The organism is Streptomyces sp. NPDC051677 (genome assembly GCF_044453465.1).
Lineage (GTDB): Bacteria > Actinomycetota > Actinomycetes > Streptomycetales > Streptomycetaceae > Streptomyces.
In genome coordinates this window covers 64,874-90,776 of record NZ_JBITCT010000045.1, presented here as the reverse complement: position 1 = coordinate 90,776, position 25,903 = coordinate 64,874, and the positions used below count along the sequence as shown (strand labels likewise).

Genomic DNA, 25,903 nt, shown 5'->3' with positions numbered 1-25,903 from the left:
GCACCCCGCTACGACGTCGGTAAAACCGTCAAACGCCCCGAGACCCTCAAGGCCATCGGAAAGCCCGGAAGATCTTGGTAGATAAAGAACAAGCTTGGCCTTCTCGCCGAAACCGGCCTGGATCTCCTCGGCGTTGGTGAAGGCGGCGATCCGGTAGCCCGCGAAGGCGTTCGCGCCGTCCTCCCGCACGGCGGCCAGGAGCGCGGCCGGGGCGTGGCAGACGACGCCCAGCGGCCTGCCCGACGCGAGCGCGTCGATCAGAAGACGGCCGGAGACCGCGTCGACGGCCAAATCCTCCATCGGGCCGTGCCCGCCGGGGTAGAAGACGGCCGCGTAGTCGCCGAGGTCCACGTCCTCCAGGCGGATCGGCTGCCGCAGCTCGGTCATGGCGGCGAGTGTGGCGGCGACCCGGTCGGCGCCCTCCTGCCCGCCGTTGACCTCGGCGGCGAGGCTGCCCTTGTCCACCGTGGGGACGACGCCGCCGGGCGTGGCGACGACGATCTCGTGACCGGCCGCCCGGAACGCCTCGTAGGGTGCGACGGCCTCCTCGGCCCAGAAGCCGGTGGGGTGCTGGGTGCCGTCGGCGAGCGTCCAGTGGTCGGCGCCGGTCATCACGAAGAGGATCTTGGCCATGGGGATGCTCCTGGTGTGTGAGGGGTGGGGTGTACGGGGGTGTACGAAGCCCTGCGTCTTTGAACCTAAGCCCTCCGAAGCCCGCGAGATGCACGGGGTCGCGCCTCTTCACCGGCGCGGACCGGATGTACGGAGATCCGCGAGACGGTCATGGGCGCACTTTCGGGGCCCCGGGGCCCCGAACATGATCGCGCCGATCCGGGGCAGACGCACTTCCGACGACAGGTGTCCACATCGATGGAGGTGTCTGCCGCTATGCGCGCGAAGGTGTTGGAGCGGTTTCCTGCGGGAGCTCCGCGCGGATCGTGGCCGGCGGAGGAGTACGCGGCGCGCCGGAGGGCGGAGGGGGAGCCCGCCACCGTGGTCATGGACCTGAAGTCGGACGCGTTCCTCGTCGTGGTCCCGGCATCCGACGAGGACTGACCGGGCCGGGGATCAGGCCTTGGTCCCGCGTTCGTGCTCCAGGTCTCGGACGGTCTCGCGCAACGCGGGCTGTGAAGGGCGCAGTTCCTCGGGGGCCCGCCTTGACTGCCGTCGCCGACGGCTGCCACGATCGACGGCATGACGATGCGACTGGACCTCACGCGGCGACGCCATGTCGACCTCGCGCGTGTCTCCAGCGCCTCCTGTCGCGCCGCGGCCTGATCCCCTCCACGCGATCCGCCGCGCTTTTCGCTTTCCCCGCCTGAATTCATCGCGCCAGCGCACCGCGGCGGTGCTACGTCCCCCGGCCTTGCGCACCCCTTGAACCCGGCGTGCCCGAAAACGATCCGCACCGGCACCCGCAAGATCGCCGCCGCGCCTTCGCCTGCTCCAGGATCTTCGATCGGAGACCCCCGCATGTCCCTCGTCTTCCACTGGTTCCTCCCCACCAACGGCGACAGCCGCCATGTCGTCGGCGGCGGCCACGGCACCCCCGCCACCGCCTCCGGACGGGACCGGCCGCCGACGGTCGCCTACCTGAGCCAGATCGCCCGCGCCGCGGAGGACCTCGGTTTCGTGGGCGCGCTCACCCCGACCGGAGCCTGGTGCGAGGACGCGTGGCTGACGACCGCGATGGTCAGCCAGCACACCGAGCGGCTGAAGTTCCTGGTCGCGTTCCGGCCCGGCTTCGTCTCACCGACGCTCGCCGCGCAGATGGCGTCCACCTTCCAGCGGCAGACCGGCGGACGGCTCCTGCTCAATGTGGTCACCGGCGGCGAGAGCCACGAGCAGCGGGCCTACGGCGACTTCCTGGACAAGGACGAACGCTATCGCCGTACCGGTGAATTCCTGGAGATCGTAAGGGAGTTGTGGGAGGGCAAGACCGTCGACCTGAAGGGCGAGCACCTCCGGGTGGAGGACGCGAAGCTGGCCCGGGTGCCGGATCCGGTGCCCGAGGTGTACTTCGGGGGGTCTTCGCCGATCGCCGGTGAGGTCGCCGCGCAGCACGTCGACGTCTACCTCACCTGGGGCGAGCCGCCGGCGCAGGTCGCCGAGAAGATCGCCTGGATCCGGGAGCTCGCGGCGAAGCAGGGGCGGACCCTGCGGTTCGGGATCAGACTGCACGTCATCACCCGGGACACCTCCCAGGAAGCGTGGGCGGAGGCGGACCGGCTGCTCGCCGGGTTCGACGCGGAGACCGTGCGGTCCGTCCAGGCCGGGTTGGCGCGCAGCGAGTCCGAGGGACAGCAGCGGATGCTCGCGCTGCACGCCGGGAGCCGGGACGAGCTGGAGATCCATCCCAACCTGTGGGCCGGGATCGGGCTGGTGCGCGGTGGTGCGGGGACCGCGCTGGTGGGGAGTCACGAGGAGGTGGCCGAGCGGATCAAGGAGTATGCGGCGCTGGGGATTTCGGAGTTCGTGCTGTCCGGGTATCCGCATCTCGAGGAGGCCTACTGGTTCGGGGAGGGAGTGCTGCCGCGGCTCGCTGCACTGGGCTTGTGGCGGCACCCGTCCCGACCCTAGAGGCCGACGGCCAGGGCGTTCAGATGCGCCCGGCGTGACTCCTGGGTCTGGGCCTGGACCAGGAGGAACAGCGATTCCCTCGCCAGGCGTTGGGCCTTGTGCGTCAGGAGCATCGAGCGGCCGCCGCCCGCCACCACCGCCGCGGTGGTCGCCGCCTGCATCACCTCGTAGGCCTGGGTCCTGAGCGCCAGACGTTCTGCCAGGTGCTCGTGGGGCGCCGCGTCGTCGGCCACGGCGTAGGCGCGGCGGCGCACGTCCGTGAGGCGGGCGCGCAGCGGGGGCGCCGTGTCCTCGTCCAGGAGGGTCAGGGCCGCCTCCGCGATGCCGAAGACGGCCGGGTTGGCGTTCACCGTCTTGAGTCGGTCCGTCGACGTCCAGCGGTCGTGCGGGGTGCGCAGGGCGACCGCCTCCTCCGGGAGCCAGAGGCCGTCCAGCTCCAGGGAGACCGTGCGGGCCGCGGTGAGGGCGGCCAGGCGCATCGGGGCCGACGCCCGCAGACCCGGCTGTTCCCGCGCCTGCGCGAAGGCGAACAGGGCCTCGTCGGCGTCGGTGACCCCGGCGAGGAGCATCACGTCGTTCAGACCCCACCCCGTGTACCAGGGGACGGTGCCGTCGAATCGCCAGCCGCCCCGCTCCCGGGTGACCCGGACGGGGACGCGCGGGTACGCCCGCAGGTGCGCGTACGCCACCCCGGACAGCAGCTCACCGGTCGCCAGCCGGCCCAGCAGACGCTCACGCACCGGGCCCTCGCTCCTGGCCAGGGTGAGCACCGGAGTGTGGTGCTGCGTCTGCACGAACCAGGTCGAGCAGCACGCCCCGGACAGGATCTCCGCCGTCTCGCGCACGACCGCGCCGGGAGCCGCGGCCCCGCCGTACTCCGTCGGCGCGTTCAGCCCGAGCAGACCCGAGCGCCTGATCTCCGTCAGATGGCCGACCGGTACCGTCCCCTGGTCGACCTGTTCCGCGTGCGGCGCGAGGAGGCCGTCGGCGAGACTGCGGGCGCGGGCGACGAGGGGGTGCGGTGCGGTCATGGGGAAGATTCTTTCCCGTTTCGCGGTGTGGGGTGTCGATCCGGGGGACCGCTGTTCGTGTAGGAGGTGACACAACGGCACGAAGCCAAGGAGGACGTCATGAAGTACTACCTGCTCAGCGTGGTCCAGCCGACCGGCGGTGAGCCGCCCGCCGCCGACGAGATGGCCGAGATCGTGCGCCGGGTGGAGGCCCACAACGACGAACTGCGAGCCGCCGGGGCCTGGGTCTTCGCCGGCGGTCTGCACGGACCGGAGACGGCCACCCTGCTGCGCCCCAAGGACGGCGACGTGCTCGTCACCGACGGGCCGTACGCCGAGGGCAAGGAGTACCTGGGAGGCCTGTCCGTGATCCGGGCCGCCGACCTGGACGAGGCCCTGGAATGGGGCAGGAAGGCCGCCCTCGCCATCACCCTCCCCGTCGAGGTGCGCCCGTTCGTGGACACGCACTGAAACCGGACGCGCCGTGATGAGCGATCCCGTCGACGTCGAGGCCGTCTTCAGAGCGGAGTACGGCCGGGCCGTCGCCGTCCTCGTCCGCTCCCTCGGCGACATCGACCTCGCCGAGGAAGCGGTCCAGGACGCGTTCACCACGGCCGTGGTGCGCTGGCCGCAGACCGGTGTGCCGCCGAGCCCGGCCGGCTGGATCATCACCACCGCCCGCAACCGGGCCGTCGACCGGCTGCGCCGCGAGTCCACCCGGGACGCCCGGCACGCCGAGGCCGCCCTCCTGTACGCCGCCGACCCGCCCGTGGAGGAGGGCCCCGTGCGCGACGACCGGCTCCGTCTGATCTTCACCTGCTGCCACCCCGCGCTCGCCGCGCAGGCGCAGGTCGCCCTCACCCTGCGCCTCCTCGGCGGACTCAGCACCGCGCAGATCGCCCGCGCCTTCCTCGTCCCTGAGCCGACCATGGCCCAGCGCCTGGTCCGCGCCAAGGCGAAGATCCGGGACGCGCGCATCCCGTACCGCGTGCCGCGCGACGCCGATCTGCCCGACCGGCTCAAGGGGGTGCTCGCCGTCGTCTACCTGATCTTCAACCAGGGGTACGAGGGCGACGACGGCCTGTGTGCGGAAGCCGTACGCCTCGGGCGGCTCCTCGTCGAGCTGATGCCGGACGAGCCCGAGGCCCTCGGCCTGCTGGCGTTGATGCTGCTCGTCGAGTCCCGCCGGACGGCACGCGAGGACGCCGACGGCACGCTCGTACCGCTGCCCGAGCAGGACCGCGGGCGGTGGGACCGGGAGCTGATCGCCGAGGGGCAGTCGCTCGTCCGCCGCTGCCTGCGCCGCAACCGGCCCGGGCCGTATCAGATCCAGGCCGCGGTCCAGGCCGTCCACAGCGACGCGCCGACCGGCGCCGCCACCGACTGGCGACAGATCCTGCGCCTGTACGACCAGCTCATGGAACTCGCCCCGAGCCCGGTCGTGGCCCTGAACCGGACGGTCGCCGTGGCCGAGACGGAGGGACCGCGCCGGGCCCTCGATCTCGTCGACGCGCTGGACCTCGACGGCTACCACGTCTGGCACGCCGTCCGCGCCGACCTGCTGCGCCGCCTCGACCGCCGTGCCGAGGCCGCCCAGGCCTACGAGGCGGCCCGCGCGCTGAGCGAGAGCCCGGCGGAACGCGCCTTCCTCGACCGGCGCGGACACGAACTCGGGGCCGGCGGACGGGCCGGGTGAGAGGGACCGGGTGAGAGGGGCCGCCGGCTCGGGAATGTATTTTGGTCCATGAATGGTTGGCATATACACCGAGCTGACCGCTCGCCCCGAGAACCCAGGGCCGCAAGGCCCGCGCACCCCAGCGAGGCACCGTGACCACCGCCGCCACCCCCGCACAGCCCGCCGACGTCGTCGCCCGACTGCGCCGCACGTTCCGCACCGGCCGCACCAAGTCCCTCGCCTGGCGCACGGACCAGCTGCGCCGCCTGCGCGCGATGCTCACGGAGCAGGGCGCCGACCTGGCCGCCGCCCTCCACGCCGACCTGGGCAAGAGCTCCACCGAGGCCTACCGCACCGAGATCGACTTCACGGTCCGGGAGATCGACCACACCCTCGATCACCTTCAGGAGTGGCTGCGCCCCGAGTCCGCGCCCGTACCGGCCCACCTCGGAGCCGACGCCACCGCCTGGACGCAGTACGACCCGCTCGGCGTCGTCCTCGTCATCGCGCCCTGGAACTATCCCGCCCAGCTGCTGCTCGCCCCGCTGGTCGGCGCCCTCGCCGCCGGCAACGCGGTGGTCGTGAAGCCCAGCGAGCTCGCGCCCGCCACCTCCGCCGCCCTGGCCCGCCTGCTGCCTGCCCACCTCGACACCGAGGCGGTCGCCGTCGTCGAGGGCGGGGTGCCGGAGACCACCGCCCTGCTGGCCGAGCGCTTCGACCACATCTTCTACACCGGCAACGGCGCCGTCGGCCGTATCGTCCTGCGCGCCGCCGCCGAGCACCTCACCCCGGTCACCCTCGAACTCGGCGGCAAGTCCCCGGCGTTCGTCGACCGGGACGCCGATCTCGCCGTCGTCGCCGACCGGTTGGCCCGCGGCAAGTTCCTCAACGCGGGGCAGACCTGCGTGGCGCCCGACTACGTCCTCACCGACCCGGAGACGGCGGCTGCCCTCGAACCCCTGCTGACGCGCGCGGTCGAGGCGGCCTACGGGACGGACCCGCAGGCCTCCGCCGAGTACGGCCGCATCATCAACGAACGCCACTTCGACCGGCTCGCCGGGCTGCTCGGCTCCGGCCGGATCGTGGTCGGCGGCGGCAACGACCGTACGGACAAGTACATCGCGCCGACGGTCCTCGCCGATGTCGACCCCACGTCGCCCGTCATGCGCGAGGAGATCTTCGGCCCGATCCTGCCGATCGTGACCGTCGACGGTCTGGACGAGGCGATCGCCTTCATCAACGACCGCGACAAGCCCCTCGCCCTGTACGTCTTCACCGGCTCCGACGACACCCGCGGCCGCATCGCCGCCGAGACCTCCTCCGGCGGCCTCGGCTACGGGCTGCCCCTCGCCCATCTCACCGTCTCCGACCTGCCGTTCGGCGGCGTCGGCGAGAGCGGGATGGGCAGCTACCACGGGCGCTACTCCATCGAGACGTTCAGCCACCGCAAGGCGGTGCTGGAGAAGCCGCTGGGCTGAGCAGGCCCAGGACGGCCGGCGGCGGGCGGAAGGCGGAAGCGGACAGGAGCGGACAGGAGCGGGCTGAAGTAGCCCGCCAAGTGGCAGCTGGGGAACGGGTATTAGCCCGGAAGGGCACGGTCCGTAGTTCGAAACGGCCAATTCCAGCGGACTTTCGAAGCCGGCATGCACGAAACGCCCTCGCCGGACGCCGTGGAGGCAGAAGGTGTAACCGTCGCCTTCCGGGGCTCCTGAGCCCCGTACAGCCAGCGGAAGGACCGAAGGGTCCGTGAACGACCAGTTCGAACAGCTCGCCCGCGACGTGGCGTTGTCCCTGCTCGCCCTCCGGGTCTTCGGACCCGCAGCCGTCACCCTCGCCCGCCGGTTCGTCGCCGCTCTCGTGCGGGTCGGCGTCCGTGAGATGGACCACCGGCTCCCGGGGGGAGATCGGTGACGCAGGAGGAGCTGCGTCCCGCTGGAAACCCACGGGCGCCGGAGAAGCTGCCGTTGGACTTCACCGCCTTCCACCAGATGCACCGCCCGGTCTACGTCCGCGAGGCAGAGCGCTGTCTGCGCTGCCGCGCCGACGCCGAGGAGGCCGTGGACGAGGCGTTCGTCCAACTCGCCCGGGAGTGGCCGCAGATACTGCGCGCCGCGAACCCCGCCGCCTACGCCTGGCGGGTGATGAAGAACCGCGTCATCGACCACGCCCGGGCCCGTGGCCGGCGCGCCACGCTCATGGACACCGCCGTCTTCGAGACGGTCACCCTGCAGGGCGCCGAGGACGCCTTCGAGGTGATCGAGCAGAACCTGCGGATGTTCCACGCGATCTCCACCCTCCCCGAGCGCCAGCGGGACGTCATCCGGCTGCGCTACTGCGAGGGCTACAGCACCGCCGACGTCGCCTTCCACCTGGGCATCACCGAGGCCGGGGTGCGTTCCAGCGAACGGTATGCCAGACGCCGTCTTCGGGAGATCTACACATCGTGCGCCGAGGAGGAGGCGGAGCGGTCATGACCTTCGACACCGCGAGCGACATCGACACCCTGCTGTCCAGAGCGCGCCTCGTGCCCACGGCGCCCTACAGCCCCGCGGACATCGAGGCCGCCGAGGCCCGCATAGCCGCCCGGGTCGCGGCCGGGGACGCCGAAGGACCCGGGACGGGGGCCTGTCCGCAGCGCCCCGCGGCGGGCCGGCGCCCCCAGCGGGTCCATCCCGCGGCCCGGGACCTCGAAGCGCTGTGTGAGGCGCTGCTCACCCGCCCCGGCGCCCTGCACGGCCTCGGCAACTTCCTCGGCAGCTCCCTCCCCGAACCCTCTGGCGCGCGCATCCTCGGCGGCCTCCTGTACCTGGCCGGCTGCGAGGACAGCGCCCGCTTCTGGTGGCAGTACGGCGCCGGGGCCTCCGACACCGTCTCCTCGTACTGCCTCTACCTCCACCACCGGTCGATGGGGGAGGACGAGGAGGCGGACTGGTGGATGCGGCACACGGAGATCACCCCCGCCACGCTGAGCAGGGAGGCCACGGAACGGGAGATCGCCACGGCGCTGCATGTGCTCAGCGGCCTGCGGCGCGGCCGTCGCGGGCTGCCCAAGGCGCTGCGTGCCCTGGTGGAGTACGTGCCGGCCGTGGTCGGCTTCGTCGACGACGACCTCGAACTCCCCCTCCCCGACGGCGATCTGGCCGAGATGGTGGAGGAGGCCGTCGCTCATGGCGCGCCGCCCGCCAAAGAGCGCCGGCGCGCCAGGTCGGGCGCACTGCCCGAACGTCGCGAGCCGGCCGTGCACACCGTGTCCTCCGCCACCCCCCGCACGTCCCGGCACTGGAGCCGTGACGTCCAGGAGGCGCTGCGCAAGTGCGAGGAGACCGTGGCCTGTTGAGAGTCCGGGGCACGTTCGCGGCGGTGTCCGCGACGCGTGCCAGACTGCGGGGATGACCACCGCACCGATCACCGCGGACGCCGCGGGCACCTGGCACATCGGCGACCTGTCCGTCAACCGCGTCGGCTTCGGAGCCATGCGGCTGACGGGCAGCGCCGCCTTCCACCTCGGTGCGCCCAGCGAACGCGGCCGCTCGATCGCCGTGCTGCGCAGGGCGATCGAGCTGGGCGTCAACCACATCGACACCGCCGCCTTCTACTTCTCCGCCCTGCGCTCCGCCAACGAACTCATCAACAGCGCGCTGTCCCCGTACCCGGACGACCTGCTCATCGCCACCAAGGTCGGCCCCTTTCGCGACTACCGGGGGGAGTGGGGCGCCTCGGCCCGTCCCGAGGACCTCCGCGGCCACGTCGAGGAGAACCTGCGCCAGCTCGGCCGCGACCACCTCGACCTCGTCTACCTGCGCCGGATGCGCCAGGAGTCGATCGCCGAGCACTTCGGCGCACTGGCCGCCCTGCGCGAGGAGGGCCTGATCCGTCACCTCGGCCTCTCCGACGTCGAGCCCCGCCACCTCGCCGAGGCGCAGGCCATCGCCCCGGTGGTGAGCGTGCAGAACCGTTACGGGCTCGGCGACCACGCCCCGGCGACCGAGGAGGTCCTGCGCCTCTGCGGTGAACAGGGCATCGCCTTCGTCCCGTTCTTCGCCATCGCCGGCGACGCGGGCCCCCAGGGCGCGACGGCCGCCCACGACGACGAGGTCCTCACCGTCGCCCGCGCCCACGGCACGACCCCCGCCAAGATCCGGCTCGCCTGGACCCTCGGCCGGGGCCCGCACGTCCTGGCCATCCCCGGCACCGGAAACCCCGACCACCTCGTGGAGAACGTGGCGGCGGGGGCGCTGCGGCTCACGGACGAGGAGAAGGATCGCCTGAACGCGGTGCACCGGCAGGCCGGTTGACCCGCGGATCACCGGCGGCAGCCCATCTCGTGAAGAGCGCGGGCCGCACCAGCGGAGCCAGTCCGGCCATCAGGAACAGCGCGCCGATCGGGAACAGATCGAGATCGGTCATGAACACCAGGAATCCGGCCAGTGCCAGCAACGGTCTGTCCCAGCGCAGCAAACGGGGCCGGACGGTCGCGAGCACGGCCAGCAGCGTCAGCAGACCGAGGGGGAACGCGAGGGGGCCGAAGGTCTCCAGTGCTCGGGGCGGCGGCGCCGTCTCGTCCAGCCTCGTGAACAGGTCGCAGAGTGTCACCCACAGGAAGCAGGCCACCCCGAACAGGCCCGCGCCCACCGAGAAATCCGCCACGCTCCGTGCCCACGGCGGGTCGGCGGACACCAGTCGACGCACCCCGACCAGCAGGACGCCGAACATCACGAACCCGACGAGGAACAGGGAGTGGCCGACGTTCCAGGCGACCCCCGGACCGTGCTCCCCCTCCAGACCGTCGACGAGCCGGAGCACACCGTAGAGGAAGAGCAGGGCAGGTGCGGCGACGGCGGGAACGCGGACGCGCCGAGGTAACAAGATCATGCCGCCACGTTCCCACCGCACCAGCCGCCCGCCCATCAGGAATCACCCGCACCGATCCCTGACAGCCTCCCCGGAGAAACCCCTGGCATCGGGGAACGTCAGGCCACCCACACCCCGGCCCGCATCAGATGCCGCCCAGGCAGCTCGTGCGCCTCGCGCCACGCCTGCACCGCCAGCGGCCGCACCCGGAAGTAGCCGTACGACGCGCTGTCCTTGCGCGGATCCCAGCCCGTCCTCGCCACGAACGCCTCGGCGGCCGCTGTCGGTACCTCGTCCGACGCGTACGTCTCGACCTCGCCGTCGATGAGCACCACATCCCGGGTGTCCGCGAGGGCGAGCCGGGCCCGGCCGCCGTCCCGGAGGTTGCGGCCGGTGGGGTTGGTGAGGCGGGTCGACAGCCACAGGCACCGGCCGTCCCACACGAACCACAGGGCGACGAGACAGGGCAGCCCCTCGTGGTCCGCGGTGGCGATCCAGATGTCGGTCTCGCGCTCCAACCGGTCCAGCAGGTCCTGCTTGCGCCGCTCGGGGCTGCGGGGTGGCTCTGCGATCTTCATGACCCGGACGGTAACGAGGGCAGCGGGCCGTCCACCTCGGGCCACGGTCCCGCCCGCGCTCGGACTCGCGACCTAGGGCCGGCCGGCGGGGCAGGGGACGGGGCAGGGGACGGGACAGGTCGAGCCCGGCCGGAACCTGGGCTTCGGAGGCGACTGGCGCGTAGTAAGTTTTACGTATAACCTCTCCCGTCAATCGTCCCTTCCGTAAGCCTCCCGTACCTCCCCGAAAGGCCCCGATGAGTCGTATCGCCCTGGTCACCCTCGTCGTCGACGACTACGACGAGGCGATCCGCTTCTACACCGAGGCGCTCGGCTTCCGGCTCGTCGAGGACGAGCCGCGCCCCGACGGCTCGCGTTGGGTCGTCGTAAGCCCGGGCGCAGGCCAGGACGGCACCGGGCTGCTGCTGGCCCGGGCCAAGGGCGACGCCCAGCGCGCCCGGATCGGCGACCAGACCGGCGGCCGCGTCGGGTTCTTCCTGCACACCGACGACTTCGCCGGCGACCATGCCCGGATGCTCGCCGCCGGCGTGACCTTCCTGGAGGAGCCCCGCCACGAGCCGTACGGCTCCGTCGCCGTCTTCCAGGACCTGTACGGAAACCGCTGGGACCTGCTCCAGCCCGCCACCACCGCCTGAGAACCACCTGCCGAGGAACACGTTCATGACCGCGCCCCACATCGACACCGACACGCTGCGCCGGCTCCCCAAGGCCGTACTGCACGACCACCTCGACGGCGGCCTGCGCCCCGCCACCGTCGTCGAACTCGCGCAGGAGGTCGGCCACACGCTGCCCACCACCGACCCCGACGAGCTCGCCGCCTGGTACTTCGAGGCCGCCAACTCAGGTGACCTGGTGCGCTACATAGCCACCTTCGAGCACACCCTCGCCGTCATGCAGACCCGCGAGGGCCTGCTGCGCACCGCCGAGGAGTACGTCCTCGACCTGGCCGCCGACGGTGTCGTCTACGGCGAGGTGCGGTACGCCCCCGAGCTGAACGTCAACGGCGGGCTGACGCTCGCCGAGGTCGTGGAGACCGTCCAGGAGGGCCTCGCCGCCGGCATGGCGAAGGCCGCCGCCGCGGGCACGCCGGTCCGGGTCGGCACGCTGCTGTGCGGCATGCGGATGTTCGACCGCGTGCGCGAGGCCGCCGACCTCGCCGTCGCCTTCCGGGACGCGGGCGTCGTCGGCTTCGACATCGCCGGCGCCGAGGACGGCTTCCCGCCCGCCGACCACCTCGCCGCCTTCGAGCACCTGCGCCGCGAGAGCGTCCCCTTCACCATCCACGCCGGTGAGGCCCACGGCCTGCCCAGCATCCACCAGGCCCTCCAGGTGTGCGGCGCCCAGCGCATCGGGCACGGGGTGCGCATCACCGACGACATCGTCGACGGCAAGCTCGGCCGCCTCGCCGGATGGGTGCGGGACCGCCGGGTCGCCCTGGAGATGTGCCCGACGTCCAACCTGCAGACCGGGGCCGCGACCTCCATCGCCGAGCACCCGATCACCGCGCTGAAGGACCTCGGTTTCCGCGTCACCCTCAACACCGACAACCGTCTGGTGTCCGGCACCACGATGACCCGTGAGATGGCGCTGCTCGTCGAGGAGGCGGGCTGGGGCGTCGAGGACCTGCGCACGGTGACGGTGAACGCCCTCAAGAGCGCGTTCATCCCGTTCGACGAGCGCAGGGCCCTCATCGAGGACGTCGTCCTTCCGGGCTACGCGTCCGCGCTCTGAAGCAGCCCGCGCAGGTAGGCGGCCTGGCCGACGTGCTCCAGATCGTCGGCCAGGACGCTGACCAGCCGGACGCCCATCGTCACCGGCGGATCCCAGCGCTCGTCCACGATGCGCTCCAGGTCCGCCGCGGTCAGCGCGCGCAGCGCCGTCAGGGCCTGCTCGTGCACGGCGTCGTAGTACCCCGTCAGCAGGTCGCCGTCGGAGACCCGCACCTTCGCGACCTTCGCCGCGCTGTGCCCGTACCCGGTGTCCTGGCGCGGCAGGTCAAGGCCGAACCGTTTCTCCCAGTCCTGGGTCAGCCACACCTGGTCGAGCCCGAAGGCGTCGGCCACATGGTCGTCCTGGACCCGCGTGAGGTGCCAGACCAGCCAGGCGATCGAGTTGGCGTCGGGGGAGGGCCGGGTGTTGAGGACGTCGGGGTCCAGGTCGTCCACGACGGCATGGACCTCTTCCTGGATGCGGTTGAACCCGTCGATGAGGATGTCCTTGGCATGCATGCATCCACCATCGCGCAGCCCACGCTCAACCGCCCCCCGTTTCCAGCAGTGCCATGAGCGCCCGGGCCGCCGGACTGGTCGCCTGCCGGGGCGGCAACAGCGCGACCGTCTCGTACACCGCCTCGCCCGTGCCCTTGAGGGGCAGCGCGGTGAGCGCCTCGCGCTTGTGCCGGAAATGGCGCGGTACGACGGCGACGCCGAGGTTCTCGTCCACCAGGTCCAGCAGACTGTGCACGTCGTTGACCTCCAGGGCGACCGTGCGCCGCACTCCCGCCTCGGCGAACGCGGCGTCGGTGGCGCGCCGCGGGCCCCAGTCCGGATGGAAGTCGACGAAGACCTCGCCGGCGACGTCCTGTGGCAGCAGCGCCGCCGACGCCCCGGCGAAACGGTGGTCGGGATGGCACAGCACATACATCGGCTCGGTCGCCAGCGGCACGCAGCGCAGTTGGTCGGTGTCCGTCTGGGTGCGGTAGGCGAAGGCCAGGTCGAGCCGGCCGGCCGCCACCTCCTCGCCGAGCGCGCCCGAACCGCTCTGCCGCAGCCGGATCTCCACATCCGGGTGCCGCCGCCGGAACGCCGCCAGCAGCCCCGCCACGTGCACCCCGGCGATGCACTGCTCGGTGCCCACGGAGAGGGTGCCGCGGACCACGCCCTGCACGGCGGCCACGGCCTCGTGGGCCGCCCGCACCTGCGCCAGGATGCGCTCCGCCTCGGCCAGCAGCGCCCGGCCCGCCTCCGTCAGCGTCACCCGCCGTGTGGTCCGTACGAACAGCGGGGCGCGCAGCTCCCGCTCCAGGGCCCGGATCGACGCCGACAGACCCGACTGGGAGACCATCAGGCGTTCGGCGGCCCGGGTGAAGTGCTGGTCCTCGGCGACGGCGACGAAGTGCTGGAGGTGACGCAGTTCCATGATTGAGAAGCCTAGCCGCACAATTCCATCGGATTCTTCTGTTGGACCACTACCCGCAGGTCGGGCCAGAGTGGGTAGCGGTTCCTGAAACCGATCTTCTTGGAGTCGCGTTGTACACCGCACACCCCGACCGTTACGCGGACATGCCCTACCGGCGCACCGGACGCAGCGGTCTGAAGCTCCCCGCGCTGTCGCTCGGGCTGTGGCACAACTTCGGCCCGGACCGCCCGGTGGAGACCCAGCGGGCGATCCTGCGCCGCGCCTTCGACCTCGGCATCACCCACTTCGACCTGGCCAACAACTACGGCCCGCCGCCCGGCGCCGCCGAGTCCGCGCTGGGCCGGTTCCTCAAGGCCGACTTCGCGCCCTACCGCGACGAGCTGGTCATCTCCACCAAGGCCGGCTACCTGATGTGGCCCGGACCGTACGGCGAGTGGGGCTCGCGCAAGTACCTGCTGTCCTCGCTCGACCAGAGCCTGACCCGGATGGGCCTGGACTACGTCGACGTCTTCTACTCGCACCGCCCCGACCCGGAGACTCCCCTGGAGGAGACGATGGGCGCCCTGCACACCGCGGTCCAGCAGGGCAAGGCGCTCTACGCCGGCGTCTCCAACTACTCCGCCGAGCAGACCCGCGAGGCCGCCCGCATCCTCGGGGAGCTGGGCACCCCGCTGCTCATCCACCAGCCGCGCTACTCGATGCTCGACCGGCGCCCGGAGAGCGAGGGCCTGCTCGACGCCCTGGACGAGCTCCAGGTCGGCTCGATCGTGTTCTCGCCGCTGGAGCAGGGCCTGCTGACCGGCCGCTACCTCGACGGCATCCCGGAGGACTCCCGCGCGGCGAGCGACAGCCCGTTCCTGAACTCCGACGCGCTGACCGAGGAACTCGTCGGCAAGCTGCGCGCCCTCGACGAGCTCGCCAGGTCCCGCGGCCAGTCACTGGCCCAGCTCGCGCTGGCCTGGGTGCTGCGCGGCGGCCGGGTGACCTCCGCGCTGGTCGGCGCGAGCAGCGCCCGGCAGATCGAGGACAGCGTCGGCGCCCTGGACAACCTGGACTTCGACGCCGAGGAGCTGGCCCGGATCGACGCGGTGATCAACGGCTGAGCCGCTCCGTCAGGCGGACGCTCACGGAGTCGCCCTCCTGCCTTCCGATTCCGGTATGCGGGTGCCGAAAGAATTCGACGGAATTCGGCATCGAGTATTCCGTTTGCGGTCCCGTTCGTGATGTTCCTCCGCTCGCGGTGATCCCTTTACGGGTGGACCGCCGTGAGCGGAGGAATTCATCGTGGGCGCGGTCCTCAGGCTCCGGCGGGCACCCGGTCGAGGAATCCGAGGACGGACGTGATCCGGTTCTGTGCGTCCAGGGTGATGACGTCGGATCCGGCCACCGGCGCCGAACCGTCGGCCTCGCTCACCAGCTCCCAGGAGAAGTGGGCCGTGTCGTGGTGCCCGTCGACCGTGCCGGTGAGCCGGAAGAAGAAGCCCGGGAACTGCGCGTGTGCCGCCGTGACCACGGCCGCGATCTGCTCGTGGCCGGCGACGTCGGCGAGGGGGTCGGTGTACCCGCCGCCCACTGCCCACGCTGCGTCAACAGCCTTGGCCAAGGCCTTGGGCTCCCGTGCGTTCCAGGCCTCGAAGTAGCGGGCGACGGCGTTCTCGTAACGGTCGGTGTTCGCGGACATGGGAAATCAGCCCCCAATGAGGTCATCGATACTGGTCAGAACCCGGATCCAGGTCTTCGCCGATCCGGTGTGACCACCTTGCCCGCCCCTGCCGCCCGGGTCGATTACCCGCCGGGTAATGACGGCGCCCCCCGAGGTCTGCCGCATTTCGGCCATGAACGGCCTTGAATATGCCAAGAGACTGGCCAAAAAGTCATGGTGACAGTGTTTCAGTAGTGAACATACTCGAACGTCAGGAGCAGTTCACTCACAGGAGCCGCACGGAAAGCGAGGCACGGCCGGCACGCGAGCACCGGGGGAGAGGGACGTGCACGACGAATTCCTGTGCCATGTCACCGCGTACGGCGTCTGCGCCGGCCGGCGCATCGGCGTACCGCTCGGCACCTACCGTGCGCCGACGCTGGCGCTGGCCCTGTGGTGGCTGCGGGACCGGGCCTCCTGGATGGCCGAACGGCTGGATCCCCGGCCCGAGGACGAACACATCCCGCCGGGCGCCCTGGTCCCCGTCGCCGACAACGTGCCGGACGTGCCCGCACTGCTGCGGGCCTGGTGCGCCGACATGGACCGGCAGGAGCTGGTGGCCGACGAGTTGGCGGGCGGCCGGCTGGTACGGATCGCGGTGAGCGACGAGACCACCGAGTACGAGCTGCTCGCCGAGTCCGTCGACGCGCTGCGCATGCAGCGGACCCTCCCGGCCCTCGTCGTCCCCGTCGGCTGACGCCCACCGCGCACCGCCCACCGCGCACCGCCCACCGCCCACCGTCAGCGCGCACAGCTCGGCACCGTCACGCTCACGTCACCGTCACGCCCCGCCCGTCGGGCACACAGGGGTGCGAATCGATAGAATTCGGTCATGGTTGAGCGGCCGGTCTCCTCGACTGCGCCCGAACTCGTGCTGGAGACCGAGACGGGCACCACCGTGCTGATCCCGGGCCACGACTACCACGTCGGCCGGGACCCGCGCAGCGACATCGTCATCGACGACACCCGCGTCTCCTGGCACCACGCGGTGCTGCGGCCCGACGGCGGCCACTGGACCATCGCGGACGAACACAGCACCAACGGCACCTACGCCGACGGCCGCCGCGTCCACGAGTGGGACGTCGGCCCCGGCACCGTCATCCGCTTCGGCAGCCCGGCCGACGGACCGTACGTCGTCCTGTACGGCCGTCCCAGGACCCCGGCCGAGCGCCCCTCGTCCGTCTCCGTGCCCGCCCTGACCGGCGCCTTCCGCCAGCCGACCTCCGTACGGCCGCTGTCCTCGCGCACCGTCCGCATCGGCCGCGCCGCCGACAACGACCTGATCGTCGACGACCTGATCGTCTCGCGTCGGCACGCCGAGCTGCGGGGGCTGCCCGACGGCGGCCACGAGATCGTCGACCTCGGCAGCCACAACGGCACCTACCTCAACGGCCTGCCCGTCAGCCGCGCCCCGATCGGCCCCGGCGACATCGTCGGCATCGGCCACTCGGCGTTCTGCCTGGTCGGCGACGAGCTCCAGGAGTACGTCGACACCGGCGAGGTCTCCCTCGACGTACAGGACCTGACGGTCGCCGTCGACCGCGGCCGCAAGGTCCTCCTCGACCACGTCTCCTTCCCGGTGGGGGAGAAGTGCCTGCTGGCGGTCGTCGGCCCCAGCGGCGCGGGCAAGTCCACCCTGCTCGGCGCCCTCACCGGCCAGCGACCCGCCGGCCACGGCACGGTCGTCTACGACGGCCGCGACCTCTACCGCGACTACGCCGAACTGCGCCAGCGCATCGGACTGGTCCCGCAGGACGACATCCTGCACGCGCAGCTGACCGTGCGCAGCGCACTCTCCTACGCCGCCGAACTGCGCTTCCCGCAGGACACCGCCAGGGCCGAGCGCCGCGAACGGGTCGAGGAGGTCATCCGCGAACTGGGCCTCGAGCAGCGCGCCGGCCAGCCCGTGCACAGCCTCTCCGGCGGCCAGCGCAAACGGGTCAGCGTGGCCCTGGAGCTGCTGACCAAGCCTTCGCTGCTCTTCCTGGACGAGCCGACCTCCGGCCTCGACCCCGGCATGGACCGCTCGGTGATGCACATGCTGCGCGGACTCGCCGACGACGGCCGCACCGTCATCGTCGTCACCCACAGCGTCCTCAGCCTCGACGTCTGCGACCGGCTGCTGGTGCTCGCGCCGGGCGGCAAGGTCGCCTACTACGGGCCGCCCGAGGACGCCCTCGCCTTCTTCGGCTTCGAGCAGTGGCCCGAGGCCTTCGAGGCCTTCGAACGCGACCAGGACCGGGACTGGGCGGGGGAGTACGACGACTCGCCGTTCCGCCGGCAGTACGTCGTCAACTCCAGCGAGCAGCCCCGACTGCCCCGCTCCGGCCCGGTGATCATGCTGCCGCCGCCGCGGCCCCGCAGCAGGGGCGCCCAGCTCGGCACCCTGGTGCGCCGCTACACGGCCGCGCTCGCCGCCGACCGCACCTTCCTCGCGATCATGATCGCCCTGCCGTTCGTGATGGGAGCGATGGCCCGCGCCCTGGCCGGCGGCAGGCTCGACCAGGAGCATGTGATGGACGCGCTGCTGATCCTGTGCGTGGGCGGCGTCCTGACCGGCGCGGCCAACGCCGTGCGCGAACTCGTCAAGGAGCGCGTGATCTACCAGCGGGAGCGGGCCGTCGGCCTGTCCAGATCGGCGTACCTGCTGTCCAAGGTCGTCGTCCTCGGCACGATCACCGTCGTACAGGCGGTGGTGCTGACCCTCGTCGCCCTGCTCGGCGTCGACCTCGACGCGCCGGGCGGCAAGGGCGTGTTGATGCCACCGCTGATCGAGATCACCGTCGCCGTGGCCCTGTTGGCCTTCACGGCGATGATGCTCGGGCTGCTGGTCTCCGCGCTGGTACGCAAGGAGGAGGTGACGATGCCGCTGCTCGTGCTGCTCGCCATCGTCCAAGTGGTGTTCTGCGGCGCGCTGCTGAAACTGCACGACGTGGCCGTTCTGGACCAGCTGTCCTGGCTCGTGCCCTCGCGCTGGGCGTTCGGCGCGATGGCCGCGACCCTCGAGCTGTCCCGGATCGTGCCCGGGGACAAGACGAGCGATCCGCTGTTCGAGCACTCGGCGGGAGTCTGGCTGCTGGACATCGGGATGCTCGTCGTGCTCTCGCTGGCCTGCGGGTTCGTCGTCTCCCGGCTGCTGCGCCGGCACGAGCCCGCCGTGATGCGGAAGTAGGGGCGGCCGATGACGACTCCCGGATTCCGACCGACGCATGTGGTCCCGCAGCACGGCATGCCCGCCTGGGAGGCCCCGGATCCGGACCGCCCCACGGCGTCCCTCGACCCGCTGCTGCCCGTCCGGCTCACGGAGCGGCGCGGCGACTGGGGGCGAGTGCTGTGCTCCAACGGCTGGTCGGCCTGGGTGGACAGCCGCCGCCTGGTCGCCGTCCCGCAGGACCCGCCCCGCTCCGACGGCCCCCTCGCGAGCGCCGCCGACCCGCGCCCCCTGCTCGGCCGCACCGAACAGGCCATCACCCGCTACCGGGCGGCGGTGGAGGAACTGGCCGACGGCGGCCTCGACGGCGAGTCCTTCCGCCGCCGTACCCACGGCCTGCGGATCGGCGTGGTCATCGACGGGGAGAACATGTGGCTGTACGACGCGGCGCGCAGACGCTGGGTGTACGGCGACGGCGCCCGCCTGAGCACGTACGCGACGGACGAGGCGCCCGAGCTGCCCGAGCCGGCCGAGGACCGGGACTACACCGCCACCCGGATCGTGGACCTCGACGGGGGCCCCTGATGGAGCCCGGGACGAGCCCGTTCTCCGGCCGGTCCTCCGACCTGATCGGCCGCCAGCTCGCCGGCTACCGCATCGAGCGCGAGATCGGACGCGGCGGCATGGCCGTCGTCTACCGCGCCCATGACCTGCGCCTGGACCGGACCGTCGCGCTCAAACTGCTCGCCCCGGAGCTGGCCCGCAACGACACCTTCCGTAAGCGCTTCACCCATGAATCGCGGGTGGCGGCGGCGATCGACCACCCGCACATCGTGCCCGTCTTCGAGGCGGACGAGACCGACGGGGTCCTCTACATCGCCATGCGGTACGTCGACGGGAGCGACCTGCGTCATCTCCTGGACCGCGAGGGCCCCCTGCCCCTGCCGACGGTGGTCCGCATCGCCGCGCAGGTCGCCTCCGCGCTGGACGCCGCCCATGACCACGGACTGGTCCACCGGGACGTCAAGCCCGGCAACATCCTGGTCTCCCGGGGAACCGACAGCGACCATCCCGAGCACGTCTACCTCACCGACTTCGGCCTGACGAAGAAGTCGCTGTCCCTGACCGGGTTCACGACGGTCGGACAGTTCGTCGGCACACTCGACTACGTCGCCCCCGAGCAGATCTCCGGCCGCCCCGTCGACGGCCGCTGCGACGTCTACGGCCTGGCCTGTGTGCTCTACGAATGCCTCGCGGCCCGCCCGCCGTTCCTCCGCGACGACGACATGGCCCTGCTCTGGGCCCACCAGAACGCCGACCCGACCCCGCTGACGGAGGCCCGGCCCCAGCTCCCGCCGTACCTCGACGCGGTGTTCGCCCGGGCCCTCGCCAAGAATCCCGAGGCTCGCCATCCCACCTGCGGAGCCTTCGTCGCCGAGCTGAGGGAGCACGGCGACGGCGCGCACCGGCCGGTCCACCCGCCGACGGCCCACGCCGCCACACCGGAGCCGACGCGGCAACCCCCGCGCTGGGCACGGCCGGTCCTGCCCGGCCGTCAGTCCTGAACCACCGTCGTCAGTCCTGAACCACCGGGTCAACGGAGTGTCAGCACGCCCCGGTGGCGGAGCAGGCCCGCCAACAGCCCGCCCAGGAACCCGGTGACCAGCCCCCACAGCGCGGCGAGCGCGAGAGCCGACCACACCTCGGCGTGCAGGAACAGCTTCCCGGACAGGTTGCCGCCCAGATCGCCGACGCCGAGCACCGAGAGGCCGTAGTGGGCGGAGATCCGGCCGACCAGACAGACCGTCAGCACCGTCAGCACCAGTGCGACCGCCATGTGCACGGCGTGCTGCCAGGCACGCATCCGGGCCGGTGAGCGGGCGGCCATCCCGAACGCGGCCGCGAGCAGCAGGAGCCCGTCGACGACGACCAGCCACCACACGCGGCCGTCGTACTCGGCGAGCGTGTTCAAATTCAGTGCGGCGGTGTCCCGGCCGCGCAGCACCTCGTCCAGCACATGCGGCATCGGCAGCCCGAACGGGCCCTCCACCCGGCCGTTCCAGGTGGCGCCCAGCCCGATCGTGAAGGTCAGCCACATCAGATTGGGCATGCCGAGCAACACCACCGCGAGGGTCTCGGCCGCGTGCCCGCGGGTCGCCGCGACGACCAGCGCGATGACGACGCCCAGGGCCACCCAGGCGAGCAGCAGCACGACCATCGCGTGCGCGGCAGGCCGCACCGACTCCTGGACGCGCAGCAGCCGGGCCGGCAGCGGAGCCCCGGGCGAGACCAGCAGCGCCAGCACCAGCACACCGGCCAGCCACAGCAGCCCGATCGCGAGCGTCGGCGGCACGTCGGCGGTGAAGCCGACCTCGGGGCTGGCGTCGAACAGTTCACCCAGGTCGCTCAGTGTGTCGTCACCGAGGGAGAGCTTGAAGGTCTGACGCGCGGCGAGGGCCAGCCCGAGCAGGCCGAGCAGCCACACGACGGCGATCCGGACCGCCCAGCCGGTCAGCTCGGCGGCGCCGGCCACCGCCCGGTGCCGCAGCGGCCGCAGGAATCCGGCGCCGACGACGAGCGCCCCCACGAGGGTGACCGACAGCGGAATCACCGTCAGACCGGCCTGGGTGTCGGCGAGTTCGCCGGCCTTCCCGGTGAGCTCGACCGTGCCGCCGACCGCTGTGACGACGGTCGCCGCGACGACCCGGGGGAAGGCGCCCTGCGGCAGGTCCGAGGCCCCGGCCGCCCACAGTCCCAGCCCGGCCACCAGTGCCATGGCGAGCAGCCCGGCCAGTGCCGCGGCGACCGCCTGCACCCATCCGTGGCGGGAGACTGCCTGGTCATACGGGGCGTACGAGCTCACCCTGCCCACGCTAAGCAGCACCGGGAGAGCGCGCCTGTCGAGAGGGCCGTCCGCGTCCGGCTTGCGAGCGGCGCCCGATCGGAGCACACAATAGGTCCGTTGTGGAAGAAAACGGCGCATATCCCATCGATCGTTGGGATCGCACCGGTCGCACCGGACGAAGCGCCGCGGGAAACCCACGTCGGGAGTGCTCGTGAGTGTCGAACCTCCGTCTTCCGGCCGCCCCTCGGAACCGCCCACGGAACCCACGGGGCAGGCCACTGGGCGACCGACCGGCCCGCCCTCCGGACCCCTGTCCGGCTCTCCCCGGCCGCCCTCCGGCCCGCCCCCGCCTTCCGAGCCGCCCGGCGGCGACTCCTCGGGAGGCGGCGGCTGGGAACCGCGTCGGCCCTGGTGGAGATCCGCGCCACGGGTCGCACTGATCACCACCGCGGTCGTGGCCGCGACGGCCCTCGCCCTGGTCCTCACCCTGCCCAACAGCGGCGGCTCGAACCAGGCGGGCGAGCTCTTCATGCAGCCGGCCGGCGAAGAGGGGCCGAACAGCTTCACCCCGAAGACCAACAACCCCGGTACCGGTTCCGTCCCGCCGGCGACCGTCGCCCCGTCCTCCTCCGCCCCGCCCGAGAACACCGTCCCCGGCGTCAGGGGCGGGCAGGAGGGGCTGTACGGCGGCACCCTCAACGTCGCCAGCTGCGATGTGGAGCTGCAGATCAAGTACCTCCAGGAGGTTCCCGCCAAGAACAGGGCGTTCGCCTCCGTCGTCGGCATCGACCCCTCCCAGGTCCCCGGCTATCTGCGCTCCCTCACCCCCGTACAACTGCGCCTGGACACCCGCGTCACCAACCACGGATACCGTGACGGGGCCGCCACCAGCTACCAGGCCGTCCTGCAGGCCGGCACGGCGGTCATGGTCGACAAATACGGCGTCCCCCGGGTGCGCTGCGCCTGCGGCAACCCGCTGACCCCGCCCGTCGCCCAGCAGTCCGGCTACAAGCGGACCGGCACCACCTGGCCCACGTACAGCCCCTCGACCACGGTCGTGGTCAACGCCTCCGTGACGGTGGTCAACGTCTTCGTGCTCTACGACCCCCACTCCGACCACCACTGGATCGCCCGCCGGCCGGGCGGCAACGTCCACCAGGACCGGCCCACCCGTCCGCCGCCGAGACTGACGCCGTCCATAGTCATCACCACGCCGACGATCCCCGGCTCGCGCACGCCCCCGTCGTGCGTCTCCCCGCCCACCGGTGCGGCGACCGGTAGGCCGCCCGGCTGCGTGCTGCCGCCGTCCGGGTCGTCCTCGAAGCCCCCGTCCTCGTCGTCCTCGTCGTCCTCGTCGTCGAAGAGCTCCGAGCCCCCGAGCTCCAAGTCCTCCTCCGAGCCCCCGAGCTCCGAGTCCTCCTCGTCCGAGCCCCCGAGCTCCGGTTCCTCGTCGTCCGAGCCCCCGTCCTCGGGGTCCGGTTCCTCGAAGCCGGGGTCCGTCGAGCCGCCGAGCACGCTCTCCGAGCTCACGAGCGAGCCGGAGAGCTCCCTCTCCTCGCTCCCGCAGTCCCCGCCGTCGGCGGACGTCACCAGCCAGTCGGCGCCCGTCTCGGCCGGCCCCTCCTCGCCCGCCGTGTGAGGCGCCCCGTCTGTCGTCAGGCGCACAGGGGTGACGACAGACGGGGACTGTGCGGCGCGACACGGGGTACGAGCACAGGTGCACAGCAGCGTCCGGCCAGTCCGGCTTCCGAGAGAGAAACGCATGTTCGAGCACCTGGGCGGGGCAGTGATACCGACTGGTTTCGACGTACCCGTGGAACCGCTACGGCGGGCGGCGCACTACACGGGGGAACCCGGCTGCATAGCCGAGGCCCGGTCCTTCGCCGCCCATTTCGTCGACCAGCTCAGGACGGAGTGGTGCGCCACGATCGGCGACCGCGCGGGCGGCGAGGTGCTCCTGGTGGTGAGCGAACTGGTCACCAACGCCGACCGGCACAGCAACGGGCCCTACATCCTGGAACTCGAAGGCACGGACGCCTCGGTCACGGTGTGCGTGTACGACAGCAGCGACGCGCTGCCCCTGCGGTTCCCCAAGGACCCCGAGCGGATCGGCCGTCACGGTCTGGAGATCGTGCACGCGCTGGCGGCGGAGGTCACCGCCGAGCGCGTGCCGGTCGGCAAGCGGGTCCGTGCTCTGCTGAGCTTCGGCGGCTGAGCCTCCCGACGTCCTCCGGGACGCCGTCAGGCGCAGCCCAGCTCGCCCAGCATCCCGCGCCGCAGGCGCACGATGATCCGCTTGATCAGCCGGGACACATGCATCTGGGAGCAGCCGAGCCGTTCGCCGATCTCCGCCTGGGTGGCCTCCTCCACGAACCGCAGGTGGATGATCTGCCGGTCGCGTTCGCTGAGTTCGGCCATGAGCGGCGCGAGCGAGTGGAAGTCCTCGACGAGCCGCAGTCCGTCCTCCTCGACGCCGATGAAGTCCGCGAGGACCGCCTCGCCGTGCTCCGGACCGTCGCCGGTGAGCGCCGCGTCCAGCGAGGAGGAGTTGTAGCCGTTGGCGGCGATCTGCGCCTCGACCACCTGGCTCTCCGAGAGGTTCATCAGCGTGGCCAGCTCCGCCACCGTCGGCTCCCGGTCCAGCCGCCCGGCGAGCTCGTCCCGCGCCTTGGCCAACTCCACGCGCAGTTCCTGCAGCCGCCGCGGCACATGCACCGCCCAGGTCGTGTCCCGGAAGAAGCGCTTGATCTCACCGACGATGTACGGCAGCGCGAACGACGTGAACTCCACCTCGCGCGAGACCTCGAACCGGTCGATGGCCTTGATCAGGCCGATCATCCCGGTCTGGACGATGTCCTCCATGTCGTCCCCGCGACCGCGGAACCGGCCGGCCGCGAACCGCACCAGGGACATGTTCATCTCGATGAGCGTGTTGCGGGCGTACTGGTAGTCGTGCGTGCCTTCTTCGAGCACGGCCAGCCGCTGGAAGAACTGGCGGGACAGTTCGCGGGCGTCGCGCGGCGCCACGCTCCGCGGCGCCTCGATTCCCGGCAGCGGTGCGCCGTCCGTGCTGTTCCCGGCGGTGTCGTCGACGACCTTGGCCTCTGACCGGATCACGGCGGTCTGCATGGCCTCTCCCTCGAACGTCACGGTTCGGCGTCTGCTGTTCTCGGTCCGTGAGCGGCCACGCACATGCGAAACCCGCTCAGGAGGCGGGTACCCGGTCCGCGGCGACCCATGCGTGCGGGATCGGAGCCCGATCGCGCGCACCGATTCCACCGAGGGCGCAACGCCGGGCCCCTCCCCGCGGCCGCCCGCGCTCCTAGGCTGGTCAGGTGAGCAACCAAGCGCCGAACCAAGCCCGCGTGATCCCGCTGCGCCCGCCCGCCGCGCGCCCGGACACCGTTGCCCCCGTCCCCGCCTCGACTCCCCGGTCCGTGCCGCGCGAGCCCCTGTGGCGCGACCTGGTCGGAGACGTCCTGCGTCGCGAACGCCAGGCCCAGGAGCGCACGCTCAAGGACGTCGCCGACTCGGCCCGCATCTCCATGCCGTACCTGTCGGAGGTGGAGCGCGGCCGCAAGGAGGCCTCCTCGGAGGTCCTCGCGGCCGCTGCCCACGCCCTCGGCCTGAGCCTGGGCGACCTGCTGGCCCGGGCCCAGGGAGAGCTGGTGCGGCTCAGCAGCCGGCACTCCGGCAGGAGCCGCGCGACGACGAGCTCGTCGCACAACGGGCTCTGCCTGGCCGCCTGACGAGCCGCGCGGGCCGGCGTCTCACACCGTCACGAGACGCCGGCTCACCACCTCGTCGGCCAGCCCGTACGCCACCGCCTCCGGCGCGGTGAACACCTTGTCGCGGTCCATGTCCGCACGCAGGGTCGCGAGGTCGTGGTGGGTGTGGCGGGCCAGCACCTCCTCGACCTGGCCGCGGATGCGGACCATCTCCTTGGCCTGCAGCGCGAGGTCGGACACCGTGCCCTGTCGGCCGCCGCTGGCCGGCTGCCCGAGCAGCACGCGCGCGTGCTCCAGCACGAACCGCCGTCCCGGGTCGCCGCCGGCCAGCAGCACGGCCGCCGTGGAGGCCGCCTGCCCGACGCAGAACGTCGAGATCGGCGACTGCACGTACGTCATCGTGTCGTAGATCGCCATCAGCGAAGTGAACGATCCGCCGGGGGAGTTGAGGTAGATCGAGATTTCGCTCTCCGGGGCGGCCGACTCCAGATGGAGGAGTTGCGCGATGACGACGTTGGCGACCCCGTCGTCGATCTCGGTGCCGAGGAAGATGATCCGCTCGGACAGCAGCCGGCTGAACACGTCGTAGGACCGCTCGCCCTGCGGGGTGCGCTCGACGACGTTCGGAATCGTGTAGCTCCCCAT

The 25,903-nt window shown here is 71.9% G+C and carries 29 protein-coding genes and 1 pseudogene; 20 read left to right on the top strand and 10 right to left on the bottom strand.

From position 1 onward, the window contains the following. On the bottom strand, positions 1–633 hold a 633-nt coding region (locus ACIBAF_RS38455), incomplete at its 3' end, for a type 1 glutamine amidotransferase domain-containing protein (protein ID WP_399469549.1). Positions 634–888: 255 nt separating this feature from the next. On the opposite strand from ACIBAF_RS38455, the gene ACIBAF_RS38450 reads away from it, so the two are divergent. From ACIBAF_RS38450 to ACIBAF_RS38440, 3 genes are all read left to right on the top strand, one after another. Next, positions 889–1,056 carry a hypothetical protein gene (locus ACIBAF_RS38450; protein ID WP_231976239.1) on the top strand — a complete coding sequence of 56 codons (168 nt, stop codon included), beginning with the start codon at positions 889–891 and terminating at the stop codon, positions 1,054–1,056. A 138-nt stretch (positions 1,057–1,194) separates the two neighbouring features. Then, complete coding sequence (locus ACIBAF_RS38445) at positions 1,195–1,278, top strand: putative leader peptide (protein WP_350710819.1); 84 nt, start codon at positions 1,195–1,197, stop codon at positions 1,276–1,278. Positions 1,279–1,473: 195 nt separating this feature from the next. Further along, complete coding sequence (locus tag ACIBAF_RS38440) at positions 1,474–2,580, top strand: LLM class flavin-dependent oxidoreductase (RefSeq protein ID WP_399469547.1); 1,107 nt, start codon at positions 1,474–1,476, stop codon at positions 2,578–2,580. Here ACIBAF_RS38440 and ACIBAF_RS38435 read toward each other — a convergent pair. Then, a complete protein-coding gene (locus ACIBAF_RS38435; RefSeq protein ID WP_399469545.1) occupies positions 2,577–3,611 on the bottom strand; it encodes an acyl-CoA dehydrogenase family protein in 1,035 nt (344 codons plus the stop codon). The two genes, ACIBAF_RS38440 and ACIBAF_RS38435, sit on opposite strands and share 4 nt — an antisense overlap. 99 nt (positions 3,612–3,710) lie before the next feature. Between ACIBAF_RS38435 and ACIBAF_RS38430 the strand changes: the two genes are divergently transcribed. From ACIBAF_RS38430 to ACIBAF_RS38400, 7 genes are all read left to right on the top strand, one after another. After that, complete coding sequence (locus tag ACIBAF_RS38430) at positions 3,711–4,061, top strand: YciI family protein (protein WP_399469543.1); 351 nt, start codon at positions 3,711–3,713, stop codon at positions 4,059–4,061. A 16-nt stretch (positions 4,062–4,077) separates the two neighbouring features. Further along, positions 4,078–5,286, top strand: a complete 1,209-nt coding sequence (locus ACIBAF_RS38425; protein WP_399469541.1) for an RNA polymerase sigma factor — start codon at positions 4,078–4,080, stop codon at positions 5,284–5,286. A 131-nt stretch (positions 5,287–5,417) separates the two neighbouring features. Next, positions 5,418–6,743 (top strand): aldehyde dehydrogenase family protein, encoded by a 1,326-nt coding sequence (locus ACIBAF_RS38420; RefSeq protein ID WP_399469539.1) that lies wholly within the window; start codon positions 5,418–5,420, stop codon positions 6,741–6,743. 268 nt (positions 6,744–7,011) lie between these two features. Then, a complete protein-coding gene (locus tag ACIBAF_RS38415; RefSeq protein WP_399469537.1) occupies positions 7,012–7,176 on the top strand; it encodes a hypothetical protein in 165 nt (54 codons plus the stop codon). Then, positions 7,173–7,739, top strand: a complete 567-nt coding sequence (locus ACIBAF_RS38410; RefSeq protein ID WP_399469535.1) for an RNA polymerase sigma factor — start codon at positions 7,173–7,175, stop codon at positions 7,737–7,739. The genes ACIBAF_RS38415 and ACIBAF_RS38410 overlap by 4 nt, the downstream gene beginning before the upstream one ends. Continuing rightward, positions 7,736–8,602 (top strand): hypothetical protein, encoded by an 867-nt coding sequence (locus ACIBAF_RS38405; RefSeq protein ID WP_399469533.1) that lies wholly within the window; start codon positions 7,736–7,738, stop codon positions 8,600–8,602. Before ACIBAF_RS38410 ends, ACIBAF_RS38405 begins: the two co-directional genes overlap by 4 nt. A gap of 52 nt (positions 8,603–8,654) precedes the next feature. Then, entirely contained in the window at positions 8,655–9,560 is a 906-nt protein-coding gene (locus tag ACIBAF_RS38400) for an aldo/keto reductase (protein WP_399469531.1), read from the top strand. Here the strand turns inward: ACIBAF_RS38400 and ACIBAF_RS38395 are convergent. Together ACIBAF_RS38395 and ACIBAF_RS38390 are read right to left on the bottom strand one after the other, a co-directional pair. Next, entirely contained in the window at positions 9,508–10,137 is a 630-nt protein-coding gene (locus ACIBAF_RS38395; RefSeq protein ID WP_399469529.1) for a hypothetical protein, read from the bottom strand. The two genes, ACIBAF_RS38400 and ACIBAF_RS38395, sit on opposite strands and share 53 nt — an antisense overlap. Positions 10,138–10,235: 98 nt before the next feature. Next, positions 10,236–10,694 (bottom strand): pyridoxamine 5'-phosphate oxidase family protein, encoded by a 459-nt coding sequence (locus tag ACIBAF_RS38390; RefSeq protein ID WP_399469527.1) that lies wholly within the window; start codon positions 10,692–10,694, stop codon positions 10,236–10,238. Between the two features lie 236 nt (positions 10,695–10,930). On the opposite strand from ACIBAF_RS38390, the gene ACIBAF_RS38385 reads away from it, so the two are divergent. Together ACIBAF_RS38385 and ACIBAF_RS38380 are read left to right on the top strand one after the other, a co-directional pair. Further along, a complete protein-coding gene (locus ACIBAF_RS38385; protein WP_399469525.1) occupies positions 10,931–11,329 on the top strand; it encodes a VOC family protein in 399 nt (132 codons plus the stop codon). A gap of 25 nt (positions 11,330–11,354) precedes the next feature. Then, positions 11,355–12,425 carry an adenosine deaminase gene (locus tag ACIBAF_RS38380; RefSeq protein WP_399469523.1) on the top strand — a complete coding sequence of 357 codons (1,071 nt, stop codon included), beginning with the start codon at positions 11,355–11,357 and terminating at the stop codon, positions 12,423–12,425. Here the strand turns inward: ACIBAF_RS38380 and ACIBAF_RS38375 are convergent. Both ACIBAF_RS38375 and ACIBAF_RS38370 read right to left on the bottom strand, forming a co-directional pair. After that, positions 12,407–12,922: a DinB family protein gene (locus tag ACIBAF_RS38375; protein WP_399469521.1), complete on the bottom strand. Its 516-nt coding sequence runs from the start codon at positions 12,920–12,922 to the stop codon at positions 12,407–12,409. The genes ACIBAF_RS38380 and ACIBAF_RS38375 overlap by 19 nt on opposite strands. Before the next feature lie 25 nt (positions 12,923–12,947). After that, positions 12,948–13,832, bottom strand: a complete 885-nt coding sequence (locus tag ACIBAF_RS38370; RefSeq protein ID WP_399469519.1) for a LysR family transcriptional regulator — start codon at positions 13,830–13,832, stop codon at positions 12,948–12,950. A 110-nt stretch (positions 13,833–13,942) separates the two neighbouring features. Here ACIBAF_RS38370 and mgrA point away from each other — a divergent pair, with 110 nt between their 5' ends. Beyond that, positions 13,943–14,935, top strand: coding sequence for an L-glyceraldehyde 3-phosphate reductase (gene mgrA, locus ACIBAF_RS38365; RefSeq protein WP_399469517.1), 993 nt, complete (start codon positions 13,943–13,945; stop codon positions 14,933–14,935). A 194-nt stretch (positions 14,936–15,129) separates the two neighbouring features. Here the strand turns inward: mgrA and ACIBAF_RS38360 are convergent, their stop codons facing one another. Further along, the gene (locus tag ACIBAF_RS38360) at positions 15,130–15,513 is read right to left on the bottom strand and encodes a nuclear transport factor 2 family protein (protein ID WP_399469515.1); all 384 of its coding nucleotides are present in this window, start codon (positions 15,511–15,513) and stop codon (positions 15,130–15,132) included. A 307-nt stretch (positions 15,514–15,820) separates the two neighbouring features. Here ACIBAF_RS38360 and ACIBAF_RS38355 point away from each other — a divergent pair, with 307 nt between their 5' ends. The 4 genes from ACIBAF_RS38355 (at position 15,821) to ACIBAF_RS38340 (ending at position 20,250) form a co-directional block, all read left to right on the top strand. Then, complete coding sequence (locus ACIBAF_RS38355) at positions 15,821–16,231, top strand: hypothetical protein (RefSeq protein ID WP_399469513.1); 411 nt, start codon at positions 15,821–15,823, stop codon at positions 16,229–16,231. Between the two features lie 135 nt (positions 16,232–16,366). Then, positions 16,367–18,706: an FHA domain-containing protein gene (locus ACIBAF_RS38350; protein WP_399469511.1), complete on the top strand. Its 2,340-nt coding sequence runs from the start codon at positions 16,367–16,369 to the stop codon at positions 18,704–18,706. Between the two features lie 9 nt (positions 18,707–18,715). Continuing rightward, complete coding sequence (locus ACIBAF_RS38345) at positions 18,716–19,270, top strand: hypothetical protein (RefSeq protein ID WP_399469509.1); 555 nt, start codon at positions 18,716–18,718, stop codon at positions 19,268–19,270. Beyond that, positions 19,270–20,250, top strand: coding sequence for a serine/threonine-protein kinase (locus ACIBAF_RS38340; RefSeq protein ID WP_399469507.1), 981 nt, complete (start codon positions 19,270–19,272; stop codon positions 20,248–20,250). The genes ACIBAF_RS38345 and ACIBAF_RS38340 overlap by 1 nt, the downstream gene beginning before the upstream one ends. Before the next feature lie 29 nt (positions 20,251–20,279). Here ACIBAF_RS38340 and ACIBAF_RS38335 read toward each other — a convergent pair whose 3' ends face one another. Beyond that, complete coding sequence (locus tag ACIBAF_RS38335; RefSeq protein WP_399469505.1) at positions 20,280–21,548, bottom strand: streptophobe family protein; 1,269 nt, start codon at positions 21,546–21,548, stop codon at positions 20,280–20,282. 193 nt (positions 21,549–21,741) lie between these two features. On the opposite strand from ACIBAF_RS38335, the pseudogene ACIBAF_RS38330 reads away from it, so the two are divergent. Continuing rightward, positions 21,742–23,028, top strand: a pseudogene (locus ACIBAF_RS38330) (DUF6777 domain-containing protein); the annotation flags it as partial. Between the two features lie 264 nt (positions 23,029–23,292). Then, positions 23,293–23,745: an ATP-binding protein gene (locus tag ACIBAF_RS38325; protein WP_399469503.1), complete on the top strand. Its 453-nt coding sequence runs from the start codon at positions 23,293–23,295 to the stop codon at positions 23,743–23,745. A 26-nt stretch (positions 23,746–23,771) separates the two neighbouring features. On the opposite strand, the gene ACIBAF_RS38320 is transcribed toward ACIBAF_RS38325, so the two are convergent. After that, positions 23,772–24,659: an RNA polymerase sigma factor SigF gene (locus ACIBAF_RS38320; RefSeq protein WP_399469501.1), complete on the bottom strand. Its 888-nt coding sequence runs from the start codon at positions 24,657–24,659 to the stop codon at positions 23,772–23,774. Positions 24,660–24,865: 206 nt separating this feature from the next. Between ACIBAF_RS38320 and ACIBAF_RS38315 the strand changes: the two genes are divergently transcribed. Further along, a complete protein-coding gene (locus tag ACIBAF_RS38315; RefSeq protein ID WP_399469499.1) occupies positions 24,866–25,279 on the top strand; it encodes a helix-turn-helix domain-containing protein in 414 nt (137 codons plus the stop codon). Positions 25,280–25,300: 21 nt separating this feature from the next. Here the strand turns inward: ACIBAF_RS38315 and ACIBAF_RS38310 are convergent, their stop codons facing one another. Beyond that, on the bottom strand, positions 25,301–25,903 hold the full coding sequence (locus tag ACIBAF_RS38310; protein ID WP_399469497.1) for a ClpP family protease: 603 nt from the start codon (positions 25,901–25,903) through the stop codon (positions 25,301–25,303).

Coding starts and splice junctions, on each gene's coding strand:
- ACIBAF_RS38450 (WP_231976239.1), top strand. CDS start 889: ATGCGCGCGAAGGTGTTGGAGCGGTTTCCTGCGGGAGCTCCGCGCGGA.
- ACIBAF_RS38445 (WP_350710819.1), top strand. CDS start 1,195: ATGACGATGCGACTGGACCTCACGCGGCGACGCCATGTCGACCTCGCG.
- ACIBAF_RS38440 (WP_399469547.1), top strand. CDS start 1,474: ATGTCCCTCGTCTTCCACTGGTTCCTCCCCACCAACGGCGACAGCCGC.
- ACIBAF_RS38435 (WP_399469545.1), bottom strand. CDS start 3,611: ATGACCGCACCGCACCCCCTCGTCGCCCGCGCCCGCAGTCTCGCCGAC.
- ACIBAF_RS38430 (WP_399469543.1), top strand. CDS start 3,711: ATGAAGTACTACCTGCTCAGCGTGGTCCAGCCGACCGGCGGTGAGCCG.
- ACIBAF_RS38425 (WP_399469541.1), top strand. CDS start 4,078: ATGAGCGATCCCGTCGACGTCGAGGCCGTCTTCAGAGCGGAGTACGGC.
- ACIBAF_RS38405 (WP_399469533.1), top strand. CDS start 7,736: ATGACCTTCGACACCGCGAGCGACATCGACACCCTGCTGTCCAGAGCG.
- ACIBAF_RS38400 (WP_399469531.1), top strand. CDS start 8,655: ATGACCACCGCACCGATCACCGCGGACGCCGCGGGCACCTGGCACATC.
- ACIBAF_RS38395 (WP_399469529.1), bottom strand. CDS start 10,137: ATGATCTTGTTACCTCGGCGCGTCCGCGTTCCCGCCGTCGCCGCACCT.
- ACIBAF_RS38390 (WP_399469527.1), bottom strand. CDS start 10,694: ATGAAGATCGCAGAGCCACCCCGCAGCCCCGAGCGGCGCAAGCAGGAC.
- ACIBAF_RS38385 (WP_399469525.1), top strand. CDS start 10,931: ATGAGTCGTATCGCCCTGGTCACCCTCGTCGTCGACGACTACGACGAG.
- ACIBAF_RS38380 (WP_399469523.1), top strand. CDS start 11,355: ATGACCGCGCCCCACATCGACACCGACACGCTGCGCCGGCTCCCCAAG.
- ACIBAF_RS38375 (WP_399469521.1), bottom strand. CDS start 12,922: ATGCATGCCAAGGACATCCTCATCGACGGGTTCAACCGCATCCAGGAA.
- ACIBAF_RS38370 (WP_399469519.1), bottom strand. CDS start 13,832: ATGGAACTGCGTCACCTCCAGCACTTCGTCGCCGTCGCCGAGGACCAG.
- ACIBAF_RS38360 (WP_399469515.1), bottom strand. CDS start 15,513: ATGTCCGCGAACACCGACCGTTACGAGAACGCCGTCGCCCGCTACTTC.
- ACIBAF_RS38350 (WP_399469511.1), top strand. CDS start 16,367: ATGGTTGAGCGGCCGGTCTCCTCGACTGCGCCCGAACTCGTGCTGGAG.
- ACIBAF_RS38345 (WP_399469509.1), top strand. CDS start 18,716: ATGACGACTCCCGGATTCCGACCGACGCATGTGGTCCCGCAGCACGGC.
- ACIBAF_RS38340 (WP_399469507.1), top strand. CDS start 19,270: ATGGAGCCCGGGACGAGCCCGTTCTCCGGCCGGTCCTCCGACCTGATC.
- ACIBAF_RS38325 (WP_399469503.1), top strand. CDS start 23,293: ATGTTCGAGCACCTGGGCGGGGCAGTGATACCGACTGGTTTCGACGTA.
- ACIBAF_RS38320 (WP_399469501.1), bottom strand. CDS start 24,659: ATGCAGACCGCCGTGATCCGGTCAGAGGCCAAGGTCGTCGACGACACC.
- ACIBAF_RS38310 (WP_399469497.1), bottom strand. CDS start 25,903: ATGGGGAGCTACACGATTCCGAACGTCGTCGAGCGCACCCCGCAGGGC.